The following is a 17,432-nucleotide window of genomic DNA, read 5'->3' as shown; positions in this document are numbered from 1 at the left end:
TCAGGTCCTCTCGTTGGCAATCCAACCATTTTGCCCGAAAGCACAAAACCATGCACGCGTACCGCCGTGATATCCACTATCTGCCGGGCCCGTTTATTGCCTGTTTCCGTTGTTTGCCTGTTTCGGCCTATTGCCTGTTTCCGCCGCTGCGCGGAGGCGTGGGCTTTTCCAGGCCCTGGCGCAGGGCGTCGGCGTTGCAGTCGCGCTGGAAGCCTTCGGCGCGCTGGTCGTCGGTGCAGCCGCCGGACAGCAGATCGTCTGTGCGGCCGGCCGATTGGCTGTTGCCGGGTACGGCTGCGTCGCGGATGCCGGGCTGACCGGTTTGGCTGGACCCGCCGGTGCCGCCGGCTCCCATGCTGCCGGCGCTGCTGGTGCCCGAGTGGGTCTGCTGCTCGAATTTGCGGCGCCGCGGTTCGTATGCGTCCATGATGGTCTCCTTCTGGTTATGCGGGGGTATGAGGAGTATAGGACTCGCACCGGCGATGTCCAGCTAAAGCTAGATGTCCAGCTCCACCCACGTCGGCGCGTGGTCGCTGGGTTTTTCCCTGCCGCGCACGTCGCGATCCACGTTGGCCGCTTTCAGCTTGCCGGCCAGCGCCGGGCTGAGCAGCAAGTGGTCGATGCGCAGGCCGGCGTCGCGCCCGTAGGCGTTGCGGAAATAGTCCCAGAAGGTATAGATGCGCTCGCCCGGATGCATGGTGCGCAGCGCGTCGCACCAGCCTTGCTCCAGCAGCCGGTGGAAGGCGGCGCGTGTTTCCGGGCGGAACAACGCGTCGTCCACCCAGCGCTCGGGCTTGTACACGTCCAGCTCGGTGGGCATGACGTTGAAGTCGCCCGCCAGCACCACCGGGGCGCCGGTATCGAGCAGCTCGGCGGCGCGCACGATCAGGCGATCGAACCATTTCAGCTTGTAGTCGAACTTGGGGCCGGGCGCGGGGTTGCCGTTGGGCAGGTAAAGGCAGGCGATCACCACGCCGTCCACCACCGCCTCGATGTAGCGGCTTTGCTCGTCTTCCGGGTCGCCCGCCAAGCCGCGCCCCACTTCCAGCGGCGCCTTGCCGCGTGCCAGGATCGCCACGCCGTTCCAGCTCTTCTGGCCGTGCCAGATGCACTGGTAGCCGGCCTGGTTCAGTGCCGCCTCGGGAAACTTCTCCTGCGGCGCTTTCAGCTCCTGCAGGCAGGCGACGTCGGGCCTGGTTTCAGCCAGCCATTGCAGCAGGGCAGGCAGGCGGCTGGTGATGCCGTTGACGTTGAACGTGGCGATGCGCATGGCGCCTCCGTGGTCATAAGGATGGCCTATTGTGACCGCAAGCGGCCAGTTCTGCCGCACGCTTTCACTGTTGCTTCGGATCGGTACAGTACGGCCGTTCGCGGTAGTCGAAATAGTCGAAGTCCGCGTGCACGCCGCTGCCGGCCATGTCCTGGCAGGCCATGCCGACAAAGGTACCGGTGAAGTTGGGCTGGCCAGGCGCGTTGGCTTCGTCGGACAGGATGCTGGCGTCGAATTGCTGCGGCAGCCATTGCCAGTCGCCGCCGTCACTGCCCACTCTGTAGCCGAACAGCAGGCGCTCTTCGTCCACTTCCACGCGCAGCTGCACCGGCACGCCAGTCGGCAGCGGGATCGGCGCGGTGAAGGCATCGGTCTGCACGTGGTTGGGCAGGCTGCTCATCACGCGCAGGTGCTTGCCTACGGTCTCGTCGTGCGTGATGTACAGGTAGTGGAACTTGGCGCCGCCGTAGTAGCAGGCCAGGCCGGCCTGCTGCTGATAATGCTCGGGCTCGAACTCCACCACGGTGGCCGCACTGTAGCAGTGCGATTGCTGGCGGCGCGCCACCAGCGCCTGGCGGAACTGGCTGCCCATGGTTTCGCGGCCGTACAGGCGCACATGGCCCGGCCTTGCAGTCAGGCTGAACAGCTCTTCCGGCCACGGCGTGCGCAGCCACTGGAATGCCAGCGGCAGCTCGGGCGCGTCGAACTCTTCGCGCGCGGGGGCGATGGGGAAGCGGTGCTCCGGCAGGCCGGGCGCGGCGGCTTGCAGCTGGGGCGTTGCCTGCCCGTCCAGGGTGCGCAACCAGCCGTCCTCGCCCCACACCATGGGCTGGATAGCAGTCTCGCGCCCCAGCGTGCAAGTGCCGCGGTTGCGCAGCGGGCGGCCGCACAGGTACACCATATAGGTCCGGCCGTCCTGGGTTTCCACCAGGTCGCCGTGGCCGGCGCGCTGGAGCGCGGCGTCCGGACGGTGGCGCGCGCTGAGGATGGTCTGGTCGGGATGCAGCTCGTAGGGCCCGTGCAGATTGCGCGAGCGCGCCATCGTCACGCCATGGTTCCAGCCCGTGCCGCCTTCGGCGGTCAGCAGGTAGTAGTAGCCTCCGCGCTGGTAGATGTGGGGGCCTTCGGTGAGCCCGTGCGGCGTGCCCTGGAAAATGTTCTCGCGCCGGCCGACCAGGCGGCCTTCCTGCACCGAGTATTCCTGCATCACGATGCCGGCGAAGCGGTTGCTGCCGGGACGGTGATCCCACAGCTGGTTCAGCAGGTATTTGCGGCCGTCTTCGTCGTGGAACAGCGAGGGATCGAAGCCGCTGCTGTTGAGGTAGACCGGGTCGGACCACGGACCTTCTATCGCCGGGCTGGTGACGAGATAATTGTGGAAGTCGCGCAGGGACGCGCCGCCGCTCGCAGCGCCGGTGGAGGTGCGGCCGTAGCGTTTCACGTCGGTGTAGATCAGCCAGAACAAGCCATCCGCATAGGTCAGGCAGGGCGCCCACACGCCGCAGGAATCCGGCGCGCCCAGCATGTTGAGCTGGCTGGCGCGCGTGAGTGGACGGGTGAGCAGGTGCCAGTTCACCAGGTCGCGCGAGTGGTGGATCTGCACGCCCGGATACCATTCAAAGGTGGAGGTGGCGATGTAGTAGTCGTCGCCCACCCGGACGATGGACGGATCGGGATTGAAGCCGGGGAGGATGGGGTTCTGTATCATGGTTTATTTCGTGATGAGGGCAGGCTGCAGGGGCTCGCGCACCAGCACCCACAGCAGCAGGGCCGCCAGCAAATCCAGCACCGCCAGGCTGACAAAGAACGGCGTGTAGCCGACAGTGGAGATCAGGCCGCCGATCAGCAGCGAGAACAGCAGCAGCCCCAGGTTGCCGAAGGTGCCGCACATGCCCGCCACGGTGGCCACTTCATTGCGCCGGAACAGGTCCGACGACATGGTGATGACGGTGACGGACAAAGTCTGGTGCGCGAAGCCGGCCAGGCTCAGCAGGGCAATCGCGGCGTAAGGGCTGTCCACGAAGCCGACGAAGGCCACGCCCATCATCATGACCGCGCCGAGCGTGAATGCGCTGCGGCGTGCGTTGATCAGCCGTATGCCGCGCTTTTGCAGCGCCAGCACCACCACGGGGCCAAACAGGCAGCCCAGGTCGGCCGCGAGAAAGGGCAGCCAGGCAAACATGGCGATCTGCATGAGGTCGAAATGGCGCACGGTGGTCAGGTACAGCGGCACCCAGAACGACAGCGTGCCCCAGGTGGGATCGGCCAGGAAACGGGGCAGGGCGATGCCCCAGAAGTTGCGCATCTTCAGAATGCTCGCGATGGAAGGCCGCGTGCCGTCGCCCTGCAGGTGCTGCTCCTGCCCGTCGGCGATATGTTTGGCTTCCTCGGCCGACAGGCGGCGGTGGCGCGCGGGCGCGTCGTATAGCAGCAGCCAGGCCGCCACCCACACCAGCCCCAGCGCGCCGGTGATCACGAAGGCGGACTGCCAGTTGTAGTGCAATATCGCCCACACCACCAGCGGCGGCGCCAGCATGGAGCCGAACGAGGCCCCGATGTTGAAGATGCCGCCAGCCAGCCCGCGTTCCTTGGCCGGGAACCATTCGGATACGGCCTTCATGCCGGCGGGGTTGGCCGAGCCTTCGGCCAGTCCGAGCAGGCCGCGCAGCGCGGCCAGCGCCTGCCAGCTGGTGGCCATGCCGTGCGCCATGCAGATGACGGACCATGCGGTGGCGAAGATGGCGAAGCCGAATTTCAGGCCGATCACGTCCAGCACGTAGCCGCACAGCGGCTGCAGCATGATGGCGCCTTGGAACGCCGCCGTGATGTATGAGTATTCCTGGGTGCTGATGTGCAGGTCAGTGAGCAGCGTCGGCGCCGAGACGGCCAGGGTGCTGCGTGTCAGGTAGTTGATGACCGCGCCCAGCATGATCAAGCTTATCATCCACCAGCGGAGTCCTTTGATCTTCGGGATAGGCATGTTTGCGCAACCATAAATGTGACAGGAATGGTACGATACCATAAACCCGGCGCGCGGCGCTCAGGAATGATTGCGCAAACTTACAACAGCACAGCGAGGCGATCAGGGCCGTCATGGCCAGCATGGCTGCGGTGTGGACGCACACGGCGGCCAGCGCCAGCGCCAGCGAGCCGGATGCCGTGATCTCCCTTCCCGGGCCGCCGCTGAGGCAAAGCGGGACCAGCGCGGGCACCAGCATCAGCCCGGCACCGTGGAGGGTGGACATCATGCAAGACCACAGGGCCAGCGCCGCATGGCCGGCCGCCAAGCGCGCCAATGCCGCCAGGGCCAGCAGCCCGCCCGCCAGCGCCAGCAGCGTGGCGCGGTCCATCGCCATGCCAAGCATCGCCACCGCGGCCACCAGCGCCACCGATGCGGCGTGCCCCGCCGCGATCGGCAGCAGGGCGCCCAGTGCTTGCCTGCGGTCGCGCGAGCGCACGCCATGGGCTGCGGCGAACAGCCAGCCGGTGGCAGGATTCAGCCCGTGCAGGGCGCCTGCCGCCGCCACCGCCACCCATGGCCATACGCTCGACATGGCACGCTCCCCCGCTCAGGCCTGCACGTGGCAGCAGGCGGGGGTGGCAGAGGCGGAGACGGCCGCAGGCGCCTTCTCGTACAGGTCGTGGTGGCGCACCCAGGACATGCCGTCGGCCGGGCCCTCCTCCTGCCGGCCCTTGGGTGTCAGGTCCAGCAAGGCGTAGGTGTGCATCATCACTTCCACGCCGCGCCCGTAGGTGGAGTAGGTGCGGTAGATCTGGCCGTCGTCGTCCTTATAGAACACGCTGATGCCGGGCGCGTCCGGGAGCGGGAAGGGCTGCATGGTGAAGTTGTAGTCCACCGCGCCCTGCGCCATTTCTTCCGGCGTGAAGCTCACCCTGAAGTCGTCGTTGAAATCGCTGTCGCCGGACGACACCCACTTGAACTGCCAGCCCATGCGCTGTCGGAAGCGTTCGATGTCGGCGACCGGTGCGCGCGAAATCGCCACGAAGGCCAGGTCGCGCTGGGCTAGGTGGGGCAGTGCGCCGTCCGTATGGTCCGCCATGTAGGAACAGCTGCGGCAGCCTTGCTCCTTGCCGGGGGTGAACATGAAGTGCTGCACCATTAACTGGTGCTTGCCTTCGAACAGGTCGGCCAGCGTGCGCCGGCCTTGCGGTGTATCGAACACGTAGTTCTTTTCCACGCGTTGCCACGGCAGCGCACGGCGCTCGCGGGCGATTTCGTCGTGCTGGCGCATGAGATCCTTCTCGCGCGCCAGCAGGGCCTTGCGTGCGCTGATCCATTGCTCGTTGCTGACAACCGGATGGGTGACGATATCTTTCATGATGGGCTCCTTAGTTTTTGGGACGGCGCACGGCGCGGACTTTGCCGCTGCCGCCACCGCCTGCGTAGAAAAGATCGGCCCCGTCGGATTCGAGGCCGCTGACGTTCACGCCGGCCGGCAGCGCCAGGCGTTCCAGCACCGCGCCGCTGTGCGGGTTGATGCGGCGGAGTTCACTCTCGTCACCTTCCCAGGTGGCGTGCCACAGCTCGCCTTCCACCCAGGTGACGCCGGTAACGAAACGGTCGGAGCTGATGCTGCGGATGACCGCGCCTGTGGCCGGGTCGACCTGATGGATTTTGCGGTCGCGGTACTGGCCCACCCACAGGCTGCCTTCGGCCCACGTCAGGCCGGAGTCAAAGCCGTGGCCTGGCGCGGGGATGGTGGCCAGCACCTCGCCGGTGGCGGGATCGATCTTGTCGATGCGCTCCTCGGCGATCTGGTACAGATAGGTGCCGTCGAAGGCGGTGCCCGCGTCGCAGGCCCGGTCCAGGGTGCGGGTGGTTTCGCCGCTGGCGGGATCGAAGGCGATCAGCCGGTTGCCGGTGGCGGCCCACACGCGCTGGCCGTCATGGGTGACGCCGGCGATGCTGTTGGCGCCGTCGAAGGGGCCATACTCGCGCACGATTTCGGCCGGGGTGGGGCTGGGGCCTGGCTGGTTCTTGCTGGTCATTGTTGTTCTCCTGTGTCGCGCCACGGATCGGCGCCGCAAGAGAACTTTATGCCATTGCCAGCGCGGTAGGGAGTAACAAGATTGTCGTGTATCCGGCCAGCGGGGGCGCAAGCCAGCGGCAGGTGCGCGCTTTGCCGATCGAACGCGCGCGCCCGGCCATTTCCAGCTCGGCCAGCGCGCGCTGCACGGTGCGCTGGCTGGCGCCCAGGGCCAGCGCCAGCGCTGAGGTGGACCATGCCGCGCCGTCGGAGAGCAGGGCAAGCAGCGAAGCTTGTTCGCCGTCGATGGGCGGTGCCAGCACGGCCACCGTGCGCTCGCCGTGCGGAAGGAGGATGAAGCCGCGTGGCGTGGCGTCGATGCGCGCCACGCCCTTGACCAGCGCGCGCAGGCGGCCGATTTCCACGCGCAGGCGTGCGCGGTGGGTTTCGTCGGGGGCATGCATATTGAAAGCGGCGGCAATCAGGGCTTCCCGGTCCACGCCTGCGGGCCAGGCTTCCGCCAGCGCGCGGGCCAGCGAGAACAGGATGGGGCGGCGCGCCAGGGATTGCCAGCCGGCGTTGGTGCCGGTGCCGCTGCCGCTGCCGATGCCGCGTCGGCAGGCATCCACCACCAGTGTGTCCGACGCGAGCAGGGCGGCCACCTGGTCCAGCCGCAGCAACTGTGCGCTGCCTGCGGAGATGCGGCGGGCAGCGGGGCGCTCCAGTGCCGCCTGTGCTTCGGCCACTTCGGCCATCAGTGCCGGGACGCGGGCGCGTTCGGCCGCCTGGCCAGCGCGCGCCAGCGCCGTGCGGGCCGGCTCCATGCTGAGCGAGCGCAGCGCCAGCTCCGCCATGGCCAGCTCCGCCACGGCCGCCAGCGCAGGCGGCAGCCCTGCCGTGTCCAGCTTTGCCAATGCGGCGCCCGCATCGTCCAGGCGGCCCAGCAGCAGAAGCTTGCGCGCGGCGACCAGGCGCGCCTGTAGGGCGTTGGCGTGGTCGGCGTGCGCTTCAAGCGTGGCAATCGCCGCCGCCAGCACGCGCGGCGGGCCGCTGAAGTCGCGCACCGCCATGGCCACTTCCGCCTCCGCCACCACGCAGCGCGCGCGTGACAGTTCCTCGTGTGCGCCGAAGCCGCGTGCGGCCAGCCGCAGCAGTTCGCGCGCCCGGGTGTGCTCGCCCAGCTGCGCCATGGCGATGCCGCGCAAGGCCAGCGCGGGCGGATCGTCGCGCAGGGCGACACGTTTGAGCGCGCCGAGCGCGTCTCCGGCAGCGAGGGCACGCGCTGAGGCGGCGATCAGGGAGTCCATGCCGAGAGCATACACTGCGCGCAGGCGTCTAGCGCAGCACGCTTTCCGCCATCTGCCGTATCGCGCCCATGGCGTGCAGGTAGGAACCGGGACCGTGGCTGATGCGCGCCACGCCCGCAGCGGCAAGGCTGGCGGCAGCCGGCAGCCCCGGCATCGTCATCACGTTGACGGGCAGCGGCGTTGCGGCGCAAACCTTCGCGATCATGTCCCCGTCAACCAGGCCGGGCACAAACAGTCCGGATGCCCCGGCCTTGGCGTAAGCATTGGCGCGTGCGCGGACATCCGCCAGCGCCTCCTCGGGACGGATGTCCGCGCCGAAGAATACGTCGGTGCGCGCGTTGATGAAGAGCGGCACGCCGCGCGCGTCCGCCATGTGCCGGATGGCGGCGATGCGCTTGCTTTGCGTGGCAATGTCGTGCAGCCCTGTGCCATGGATGACGCGGTCTTCGATATTTATGCCAACCACGCCGGCGTCGATCAGGCGGGCCACGTGGGCGGCGCAAGTCTCCGGGTCGGCGCTGTACCCGCCTTCCACGTCGACCGTGACCGGCACCGATACTGACTGCGCAATGCGGCCGACGATTTTCTCGACGAGGTCGAACGGGATCGATTCGCCGTCCTCGTATCCGTGCGCGGCAGCCACGGCCCAGCTGCTTGTTGCGATGGCCTGCGCGCCGGCTTCGGCAATGGCCTTGGCGCTGCCGGCATCCCATGCGTTGTAGAGGACCAGCGGATTGCCTTTGATGTGCAGGGCGGCCAGGCGTTGGGCGAGTGTGGTTTGCATTGTTCTGTTCCTTTTGAGATTGAAATTATTCACTGGCGAGCTGAATGGCCAGGTGCGAAGAGGCGAGGGCGTCGAGAAAGGCCTTGGGCTCGAACGCTTGTCCCAGCGATAGCGCGCCGCGCTGCTGGAACGATGGCTGCAGCATACGGGCGGCAGCTTCAACGATGATGGGGGCCGAGATGGCGTAGATGTCCTGGCCGGTGGCGCGTGCCCGGCGCGTTTCGGTGCCGGTGCGCGCCACGACCTCCATCATGAAGCGCTGAGCAGAGCGCCCATCGGCATCCACCGCCGCTGGCTCCGGGGTGGTGGCGCTCCTGACTTCTTCGAGCGGCCCCAGGCTGAAATAGCTGTGCAGGCTGTCCACCGCGATGTGGTGCGAAATCGTGGTGACTTCGCTGAAGCTCAGTTCCACCATGCGCTGGGTGTTGAAGGGCTGCGCGAAGGTCCAGTCGATCTCTTGCGCCGGCAGGGCGATCGGCGTCAAGTGCCCCTGCTCGACCATCATGCGCGGGCTCTTGTTGCGCTCGCCGGTGATACGGGTGCCTTCGGTCGGCCACCAGTGGTCCAGTGCCACGGCGGTTGTGATCTCGTCCGCATGGCCGTCGCCCACCAGGGCGCTTGCCATGAGGTCGGCCAGGCCGCCATAAAAGCCGGCTGCCGGGATGATGGCGATGCCCACTTCGCGCGCCCGTTCATGGTAGCCATCGAACAGCGCGCGCGCGGCAGGCTGCTCTGCGGTGACGTCGAGGTAGGATGCTTTTGCGCGCAGTGCGGCCTCCACGATGGGCGCGGCTGTATCAAGGAAAGGGCCGGCGCAATTGATCACGATGGCGCAGCCGGCGAATGCAGCATCCAGCGCGGCGGGATTGTCGATGCCGGCAGCCACGGCTGGAATGCCCTCGGCGATGCGGCTGATGTCCCGCGCCACGGCAAGCACCGCGATGCCACGACGGCGCAGTTCGTTGACCACGAAAGTGCCGGTATGTCCGGCCGCGCCATACACCGCGACCAAGTTTTTATGCGCCATTGTTTTCTCCAAAGTGACTGCAGGTTGAATTCAGAAATGCGATACAGACCTGTCTGTACTTCAAATGCTACAGAAAGGTCTGTATCATGTCAACTTCTTATCCGCGAAAGAGTTTTCCATGGCTACCTCAACTACCGCGACATCTCCACGACGCAGGCGTTCGGCCGATTCGACCGACCTTCAGCAGCACATCCTGGCGGTAGCATCCTCGCTGTTTTATCAGCGGGGAGTGCGGGCGGTGGGCATTGATCTGGTGATCGAACAGGCAGGCGTGGCCAAGACCAGCCTGTACCGCTACTTCCCAACCAAAGATGACTTGATCGTGGCCTTCCTGCAGCGCGAGGACGTCGATTTCTGGGCGGTATGGGACGCGGTCGCCGCCAAGCATGCGGACGATCCGGAAGGCGAGCTCGACGCGCACATGGGCTGGATAGGCGAACGCCTGGCGCGCTCCAACTATCGCGGCTGCCCGCAGATCAACGTCGCCGCAGAATTCGCGGAGCACGACCATCCCGCCCGTTTCGTGGCCCGCGCCCACATGCACGCCATGCGTGAGCGGCTGGCCGCCATCACCCGCAGGATGAGTGTCGGCAACGCGGACAGGCTGGCAGGGCAGCTGGCCGTGCTGATCAACGGCGCCTTAGTCAGTTCCGAACTGCTCGCGCCGGATGAGGCAACGGATCTGCTGCAGAACGCCGTGCATGCACTGGTCAATGCAGCGCGGCCAAAAGTAATTTAGGGTAGTGGAGCCTCACGCCGACAGCGCGTGCTGCCCCTGCAAAATAGACTCAAATGCCTGCACCGGCATCGGGCGGCCGAACCAGTAGCCTTGGTAGCCGTTGCAGCCCAGTTCCGCCAGCAAGGCGAACTGCTCGGGCGTTTCCACCCCCTCGGCAACCGCCGCCAGCCCCATGATATGGGCCAGGCTGATGATGGTCCGGGTAATGGCGGCGTCGCCGGTGCTGTTCAGGATGTCGCGCACGAAGCTGCGGTCGATCTTCAGCTGGCTGATGGGCAGGCGCTGCAGATAAGACAGCGAGGAGTAGCCGGTGCCGAAATCGTCCAGCGCGAAGTTTACGCCCCGCACCTTCAGGGCCGCCATCTTGCTGATGGCCTGCTCCACGTCGTCGAGCAGCATGGTTTCGGTCAGCTCCAGTTTCAGCCGGCGCGGATCGGCGCCGCTGGCAACGAGCACCGCGTTCACCTGCTCGACGAAATCGGGCTGACGGAACTGCAGCGGGCTGACGTTCACAGCCACCGTCAAGTGGGCCATCTCCGGCTGGACCGCCCATGCCGCCAATTGCGCGCACGCCGTTTCCATCACCCAGCGCCCGAGCGGCAGTATCAGGCCGGATTCCTCGGCGGCGGCGATGAAGTCCAGCGGATGCACCAGGCCGCGCTGCGGGTGCAGCCAGCGCAGCAGCACTTCCGCACCGGTGACGCGTTCCGCCGCGTCCACCTGCGGCTGGTAGTACAGCCGGAACTGGCCATGCTGCAAAGCGAGGCGCAGGTCCGCGTCCAGCGTGGCGCGTATGGTCACCACCTCCTGCATGCTGGGTTCGAAGAAGCGCATGGCGTTGCGGCCTGCAGCCTTGGCCTGATACATCGCCAGGTCGGTTTGCTTGAGCAGGACGGCAACGCTGTGACCGTGGCCCTGGAACACGGTTACGCCGATGCTGGCGCTGCAGGTGAAATCGTGGTCGCCCAAGGCGTAGGCATCGTTCAGGCGGCGCAGGATTTTCTCGCCCGTTTCGCGTGCGTGGGCCACCGCCTCCCTCTGGCAGGTGCCCAGGTCTTCCAGCATCACGATGAACTCGTCGCCGCCCAGGCGCGCCACGGTGTCGCTGGAGCGCACGCTGGATACGAAGCGCTGCGCCGTTTGCTGCAGCAGCAGGTCGCCCATGTTGTGGCCCAGCGTGTCGTTCAGGTCCTTGAAATTATCCAGGTCGATGAAGAGTAGGGCGCCGTATTGACCGCTGCGCTCGCTGCCGCGGATGGCGTGTTCCAGGCGCTCCATCAGGCAGCGCCGGTTGGGCAGGGTGGTCAGGCAGTCGTACAGCGCCAGGTTGCGGATTTCCTCTTCATCGGCCTTGCGGCGAGTGATGTCGGTCAAGGTGCACACATAGTGCGTGGCCTGGCCGCCGGCGTCGCGCACGGCCGTGATGGTCAGCCATTCGGGGAAGGATTCGCCGGACTTGCGCCGGTTCCAGATTTCGCCCTGCCAGGCGCCTGTGCTGCGCACGGCTTGCCAGACTCCGGCGCAGAACTGCGCGTCGTGGCGGCCGGGGTCGGCCAGGTCCAGCTGGCGGTCCACCGCGTCCGCATCGGTGTAGCCGGTGATGTCGGTGAAAGCACGGTTGATGCGCAGGATGGTGCCTTCGGCGTCGGTAATGACCATGCCTTCCTGGGCCTCGAACGCGGTAGCGGCCACGCGCAGGTCGGCTTCCACCTTATGCGAGGCGCGCAGGTACAGCACGATGGCCGAGGCGGCAACGATCAGCATGCTGCCGGCAAGCGCAATCAGCAGGAACAGGCACAGGCGCTCGGTGCCCAGGCGGGCCAGCTCCGGCAGCGGGCGCGCCACATGCAGCGCCATGGCGTCCTTGGCCAAAGGCACGGAAGTAATCAGCACCGGCGCCTGGTCGTCGCCAATGCGGACAGCGGCCGGGAACAGGGCCTCGCCCCAGGAAGTTACCTGCAGGGCGTCGAAACGCTCGCGCCGGTACTGCGACAGGCGCTGCTGCGGCGTCATGGCATGCACCGCCGCCTGCGGCAGCGTGCGGAATTCCAGGCGCGTATCGGCCGCCTGCACGATGACGCCGTTGGCGTCGGAGATGAAGGCGCGGGCCGGGCCGGTCCACGCCGCCAGCCGCGAGACATTGCGCTTGACCACCACCGCGCCGGTGAACGCGGTGCCGTCGAAAACGGGGGCGGAGTAGTACAGGCCGGCGACATTGCTGGTGCGCCCGATGGCGTACTGCTGGCCGTTGCCGCCCGCCCTGGCTTGCTTGAAGTAGGTGCGGTCGGCGTAATTGGTGCCGACAAAGGTGGCCGCCGTGTCCGCGTTGCTGGAAGCAATGCACAGGCCGTTTGCGTCGACGATCCACAGGGCGTCGGCATCCAGGTCTTGTGCCGTCAGCTTGAGTTCCTGGTTCAGTGCTTGCGGCACGGGGGCAGGCCGGCGCAGCGCGCTGCGCACCGCCTCATTGCGGCTGAGCATTAAGGGTATGCCTTTCAGCCGCTGCAGATGGGCGGTGATATTGTCCGCAGCGTCGCTCGCTTGCTCTCTGGCCTGGGCCGATTCCTGCGTTTCCAGTTCGCGCATTGTGCGCTCGTGAAAATAGTTCGCGCTCAGCCACGCCACCATGATCCAGCCGGCCGTCACTATGCCCACCAGCTTGTAGGATCGTTCGAAGGAAAACAGCTTGTGCTTGCCGACGTAGGTGGCCACGATGGTGATCACAATGATCAGGCTGGTGGCGAACAGCACGATGGTGGCCAGGAAGCTAGCGCCGATTTCTGATTCCGCAGCGGGATTCTCGCCGGCGCGGATGAAGTAGGCAGCCGCCATGGCCGTGTAGTGCATGCCGGCCACCGCCAGGCCCATCACGCCGGCGCCGATCAGCGTCGCATGCTGGCGCCAGCCGGCGCGCAGCGACATCAGGCGGAACTTGGTCCACAGCGCCAGCATGGCAAGCGCCACCGCCACCACGATGGAGAGCAGGAACAGTTGCAGGTCGTACTGGATAAAGCCGTCCAGCCGCATGGCGGCCATGCCGGAGTAGTGCATAGCGCCGATGCCGGCGCCCAGCAGCAGGCCGCCGGCTGCCAGCTCGCGGCCGGTGATGTCGCGGTGGCTGATCTGGCTCAGGGCCATGGTGCTGGCCAGGATGCCGGGCAGCGTGGAGAGCAGGGTGATGCGGTAATCGTAGCTGCTGGTGCAGGGCAGGGTGAAGGCCAGCATGCCGACGAAATGCATGGCCCAGATGCCCAGGCCCAGGCATAGTCCGCCCACCAGCAGCCAGCTGCGCCGCCGCGCGCCGCTGGCAATGCCGGACGCGTGCTGCGACACCAGCAGCGCGGCATAAGAGGCGAAGATGGCCACCACCACCGATAGCATCACCAGCAAGGTGTCGTAACGCCCTTCGTACAGCAGGCTGCTGGACGGCACGGCTGTGATCAGATTGAGGTAGTTAGGCATGGATGGCTTAATGCGGCGGTTGATCCGGCGATGGGATACCAATGTGCGACATTAAATATAGACCAATAATCAGCTTGCAGGACGATTGTTGCTCAATTACAACTTCGCGGAACAGATGAACTGCTGGCCGTCGTGTGCTTCGACGAAAGCGGCCTGCGCTTGAGGGAAATATAGGGTGACTTCGCTCATCTGCCCGGCAACGAAGGCAAGCGCTCCGCGTGCGCCGGGCCGGGCTGACTTGGCGGTTTGCCGTTTGACCCTGATTAGAGGGTAGCATGTTGCCGGAGCGAAAAATGCGCACATTGTCACAGCGGGGGACTTGTTAGAGAAGCGGCTGGACGGGCATCGCTGCGGCCAGCAGGATAGATGACGCACGCGGAAAATCGCCAAATGCGATTTTCGGAATGGGCGAATCGGAGAGGGTTGCGCTTGCAAGCGCAATTCGCTTTTGCGGCGGCGAGCACGCTCGCCGAATTCCCGCAAAAGCCCCGTGCCCGTGCCGGACGCGGATTCGATTCCCGCCCGTCGAACACCCCAAATAAAAAAACCACCCCGAGGGGTGGTTTTTGTATTTGGTGGTGGAGACGGCGGGAATCGAACCCGCGTCCGCAAGCACTCTACAGACAGTTCTACATACTTAGCACTATCATTTAATTTAACCGGTACGGCACGGATGTGCACGTTACGTACCAGCGATTCACCTTAGATTTAGCGCTACTTCAAGTGACCCGTTATAGCGCGATTCCCTGTAAATGACTCCTCAGCTTTTAACGGCCCGCCCCAGGGAAGAAGCGTTGAGGAGCTAACAGCAATTAAGCTGCCAGTGCGTACGAGTTATCGTTTGCAGTTATTGATTTCTGGGTGTATTTACGAGGTAACCAGCCCTCGGTATGCCCTGTTCTGCTTTGCAACCCACGTCGAAGCCAGGTCGTCCCCACAGACTTGTGATTGTACTCCATTCTTCACCCCCGTGCATCACGCTTTGCCTGCCGTCGCGAACAGTATCTAGTTGGCAACCCGGAAAGCAAAACTGCCGCTTGTTGCGGTAGCTTACGACCCGCGGACGATGGACGCCCCGGACAGGTTTCACGGGGAAGCTGGGTTCGGTCGAATTTCCTGCTTTTCATGACGTCAGTCATGCTGCTGACGCGGCGTGCTGGCACGCGCCGCGCGGGGAATCACACCTTGCCCGGCACCCGGAACAGCGGCTCGCTGCCCTTGAACGTGACTTCGAACAAGTGCCGGTCGGAGGTTTTCACCTTGTCCGAATACAGGTTCTGGAACGCGTCGGGCGCTTCCAGGGCGAGGTCCACTTGCAGGCGCTGCAGCATGTGCGCCTGGTACAGGCTGGCTACCCGCGCTTCGCGGGCCTGCACTTCGCGCGGACCGCGCATCTTCTCGTCGTCCTTCTCGAAATACTTGATCAGGATGCACTCAAGCAGGTCCATCTGGTCCTTGAGGATCAGGTCATGCAGCTCGTCGGACGCGTCGTCGGCCACCAGCGGCGCGCCGGTGCTGAAGTCCATGCGCTGGATCAGCAGGAAGTTGTCGTTGTCCGGGCCGCTGTTGTCGCAGGCGCGGTTCACGCCGCTGATGCGGCCCTTGATCAGGCGCCCGGCCGGATCGCGCGTCTGACCGACGTAGTGCACCTTGGTCGGATACTCGTGCTTGGTGTTGAAGTTCTGCAGCAGGTCGTGCACGGAGTAGGTCTCGATCAGCGAGCCCCAGTTGAGTGTGATGAAACGCTCGAACACCTGCACCGTGGGCTTCTTTAAGGTGGCGTCCTCCGGCGTGTTGAGCTCGATCGTGACGGCGTCGCGTTTCTGGTCGGCGCCCACCAGGATGGGGATGGTCAGCTTCAGGCCGAAAAAGCCCCAGCTGGTCGAGCGCGACGTGTCAAAGCGCAGCTTGGGCCGGCTCACCAGCATGTACATCAGCCGCTTTTCCATGGTCGCCTCCACCGCGAACTGCATGCGGCGCAGGTAGCGCCCCAGCGGGTCGCGGAAGTCGGGGATGGGCGGGAAGTCGGTCAGCAGGTCGTACCAGTAAAACTTCGACTCGGACACCGTCACATCCCAGCTCTGCGGCGTATGGCTGCGCGCAGCGGCGTCGGCGATTAGTTCATCGCTAGTCATGTGCGTACTCCGGCTTTCACTATGTTGGGTTACCTGTTTATCTTACGCGCAGAATTTCCGTACGGCAATGGTCGTGTGACAATCTATCAGGCTGCGAGCGCGCTGGCGGCGCGTGCAGCCAACACTGTTTGCACAAGTTGCAACAAAGCTTGAGGTGTCGCCAATACATGGTCGGCGTTCCAGTCGGCCGGTTCGGTGGCGCCGCAATAGCCCCAGGCGCACGCCACGGTAAGCATGCCGGCGGCCTGGCCGGCCTGGATGTCGCGCAGGTCGTCGCCCACGTACCAGCACGCCTCGGGCGGCAGGGCCAGGCGGCGCGCCGCTTCCAGCAGCGGCGCCGGATGCGGCTTGGCGTGCGCGGTGGTGTCGCCGGAAATGACGCAGCCGGCGTGCCCCAGGCCGATCTGCGGCAGCAGCGGGTCGGTGAAACGGGACGGCTTGTTGGTGACGATGCCCCAGGCCACGCCGGCCGCTTCCAGCCCGGCCAGCAATGCCGGCACGCCGTCGAACAGCGTGCTGTGGACGGCGATGGCGGCTTCGTAGTTGTCGAAGAAGCCGTTTTTCAGTTCATCGAAGCCGGTGTCCTGCGGCGTCAGGCCGAAGGACGCACCTATCATGCCGCGCGCGCCGGCCGAGGCCGTGGGACGCAGCAGCTCGTAGGGCGTGGCGTCCAGCCCGCGCGCGCTGCGCAGCAGGTTGACGGCGGCGGCCAGGTCGGGCGCGGTATCGGCCAGCGTGCCGTCCAGGTCGAACAGGACGGCGCGCGGAACGGACAAGGGGGCAGGGTGGCTCATGAATGGGGCGGTCAGATGGCGGCCGCAGCCGCCTGTGGTTGGAGTGTCAGTCGACCCGGCTGGTGGCGACCATGTAGTTGACGCTGGTGTCGTCGTTCAGCGAATAGATCTTGCTGAGCGGGTTGTAGCCCAGGCCCTTCAGGCCGTCTACCTGCAGGCCGGCGCTGCGCACGTACTGCGACAGTTCGGCCGGCGTGATGAACTTGGCGTAATCGTGCGTGCCGCGCGGCAGCATGCGCAGCACGTACTCGGCGCCGATCACGGCAAACAGGTAGGACTTCGGGTTGCGGTTCAGCGTGGAGAAGAACACGTGGCCGCCCGGCTTCACCAGGGTGGCGGCGGCGCGCACGATGGCGCCCGGGTCGGGCACGTGCTCCAGCATTTCCATGCAGGTCACCACGTCGTACTGTCCAGCTTCCTGCGCGGCCATGTCCTCGGCGGCAATCAGCTTGTAGCGCACCTGCACGCCGGTTTCCAGGCTGTGCAGGTCGGCTACCTTGAGGGCCTTTTCCGACAGGTCGATGCCGGTTACCTTGGCACCTTTACGCGCCATGGATTCGGCCAGGATGCCGCCGCCGCAGCCGATGTCGATCACGTTCTTGCCCGCCAGCGGGGCGCGCGCGTTGATCCATTCCAGGCGCAGCGGATTGATCTCGTGCAGGGGGCGGAATTCGGACGTGGGGTCCCACCAGCGGTGGGCCAGTTCGCTAAATTTTTGGATTTCTAGAGGGTCGGCATTCATATCCGCATGATAGCGGGATTTTGCCCGGCGCCAAAGCGCGCGCGCAACAATTTGCGGGGCCAAGCCCCTGCAGGGAGCAGCCTACCCCATCAACTGTGCCGCACAATTCACTGAATGTCACAAAAGTGCAAATAATAAAATATAGTTTAAAAGGCAATTATGCGGTTTAGCATGGAGGCCCTTT

The 17,432-nt window shown here is 65.6% G+C and carries 15 protein-coding genes and 1 other RNA gene; 1 reads left to right on the top strand and 15 read right to left on the bottom strand.

Annotation, left to right across the window (positions count from 1 at the left end):
• Window positions 1-127 precede the first annotated feature (127 nt).
• The 10 genes from ASC94_RS26060 to ASC94_RS26015 form a co-directional block, all read right to left on the bottom strand.
• Window positions 128-427, bottom strand: a complete 300-nt coding sequence (locus tag ASC94_RS26060; RefSeq protein ID WP_056403042.1) for a hypothetical protein — start codon at window positions 425-427, stop codon at window positions 128-130.
• 69 nt (window positions 428-496) lie between these two features.
• Complete coding sequence (xth, locus tag ASC94_RS26055) at window positions 497-1,270, bottom strand: exodeoxyribonuclease III (RefSeq protein WP_056403040.1); 774 nt, start codon at window positions 1,268-1,270, stop codon at window positions 497-499.
• A 64-nt stretch (window positions 1,271-1,334) separates the two neighbouring features.
• Window positions 1,335-2,978, bottom strand: coding sequence for a glycoside hydrolase family 43 protein (locus ASC94_RS26050; protein WP_056403037.1), 1,644 nt, complete (start codon window positions 2,976-2,978; stop codon window positions 1,335-1,337).
• A 3-nt stretch (window positions 2,979-2,981) separates the two neighbouring features.
• Complete coding sequence (locus ASC94_RS26045) at window positions 2,982-4,214, bottom strand: MFS transporter (RefSeq protein WP_307718854.1); 1,233 nt, start codon at window positions 4,212-4,214, stop codon at window positions 2,982-2,984.
• Window positions 4,129-4,824 (bottom strand): hypothetical protein, encoded by a 696-nt coding sequence (locus ASC94_RS26040; RefSeq protein WP_229417415.1) that lies wholly within the window; start codon window positions 4,822-4,824, stop codon window positions 4,129-4,131. Before ASC94_RS26040 ends, ASC94_RS26045 begins: the two co-directional genes overlap by 86 nt.
• A 15-nt stretch (window positions 4,825-4,839) precedes the next feature.
• Window positions 4,840-5,610 (bottom strand): thioredoxin family protein, encoded by a 771-nt coding sequence (locus ASC94_RS26035; protein ID WP_056403030.1) that lies wholly within the window; start codon window positions 5,608-5,610, stop codon window positions 4,840-4,842.
• 10 nt (window positions 5,611-5,620) lie between these two features.
• Window positions 5,621-6,280, bottom strand: coding sequence for a PQQ-binding-like beta-propeller repeat protein (locus tag ASC94_RS26030; protein ID WP_056403027.1), 660 nt, complete (start codon window positions 6,278-6,280; stop codon window positions 5,621-5,623).
• A gap of 46 nt (window positions 6,281-6,326) precedes the next feature.
• A complete protein-coding gene (locus ASC94_RS26025; protein WP_056403024.1) occupies window positions 6,327-7,565 on the bottom strand; it encodes a hypothetical protein in 1,239 nt (412 codons plus the stop codon).
• 28 nt (window positions 7,566-7,593) lie between these two features.
• The gene (locus tag ASC94_RS26020; RefSeq protein ID WP_056403021.1) at window positions 7,594-8,349 is read right to left on the bottom strand and encodes an isocitrate lyase/phosphoenolpyruvate mutase family protein; all 756 of its coding nucleotides are present in this window, start codon (window positions 8,347-8,349) and stop codon (window positions 7,594-7,596) included.
• Window positions 8,350-8,374: 25 nt separating this feature from the next.
• Window positions 8,375-9,376, bottom strand: a complete 1,002-nt coding sequence (locus ASC94_RS26015; RefSeq protein WP_056403015.1) for a saccharopine dehydrogenase NADP-binding domain-containing protein — start codon at window positions 9,374-9,376, stop codon at window positions 8,375-8,377.
• Window positions 9,377-9,494: 118 nt separating this feature from the next.
• On the opposite strand from ASC94_RS26015, the gene ASC94_RS26010 reads away from it, so the two are divergent.
• The gene (locus ASC94_RS26010; RefSeq protein ID WP_056403518.1) at window positions 9,495-10,115 is read left to right on the top strand and encodes a TetR/AcrR family transcriptional regulator; all 621 of its coding nucleotides are present in this window, start codon (window positions 9,495-9,497) and stop codon (window positions 10,113-10,115) included.
• Between the two features lie 12 nt (window positions 10,116-10,127).
• Here the strand turns inward: ASC94_RS26010 and ASC94_RS26005 are convergent, their stop codons facing one another.
• The 5 genes from ASC94_RS26005 to ubiG all read right to left on the bottom strand — a co-directional run bounded on the left by ASC94_RS26005 (window position 10,128) and on the right by ubiG (window position 17,248).
• Entirely contained in the window at window positions 10,128-13,577 is a 3,450-nt protein-coding gene (locus ASC94_RS26005; RefSeq protein ID WP_056403013.1) for an EAL domain-containing protein, read from the bottom strand.
• 576 nt (window positions 13,578-14,153) lie between these two features.
• Window positions 14,154-14,513: a transfer-messenger RNA gene (gene ssrA / locus ASC94_RS32110) on the bottom strand.
• Window positions 14,514-14,755: 242 nt separating this feature from the next.
• Window positions 14,756-15,712 carry a hypothetical protein gene (locus ASC94_RS26000; protein WP_056403008.1) on the bottom strand — a complete coding sequence of 319 codons (957 nt, stop codon included), beginning with the start codon at window positions 15,710-15,712 and terminating at the stop codon, window positions 14,756-14,758.
• Window positions 15,713-15,798: 86 nt separating this feature from the next.
• Window positions 15,799-16,506: an HAD family hydrolase gene (locus tag ASC94_RS25995; protein ID WP_056403005.1), complete on the bottom strand. Its 708-nt coding sequence runs from the start codon at window positions 16,504-16,506 to the stop codon at window positions 15,799-15,801.
• Between the two features lie 46 nt (window positions 16,507-16,552).
• The gene (gene ubiG / locus ASC94_RS25990) at window positions 16,553-17,248 is read right to left on the bottom strand and encodes a bifunctional 2-polyprenyl-6-hydroxyphenol methylase/3-demethylubiquinol 3-O-methyltransferase UbiG (RefSeq protein ID WP_056403002.1); all 696 of its coding nucleotides are present in this window, start codon (window positions 17,246-17,248) and stop codon (window positions 16,553-16,555) included.
• Window positions 17,249-17,432 lie beyond the last annotated feature (184 nt).

Origin of the sequence: Massilia sp. Root418, from assembly GCF_001425265.1 — a bacterium.
Classification (GTDB): domain Bacteria; phylum Pseudomonadota; class Gammaproteobacteria; order Burkholderiales; family Burkholderiaceae_D; genus Rugamonas.
Note: the sequence above shows the minus strand (reverse complement) of the source record. Positions and strands in the feature narration are given on the sequence as shown.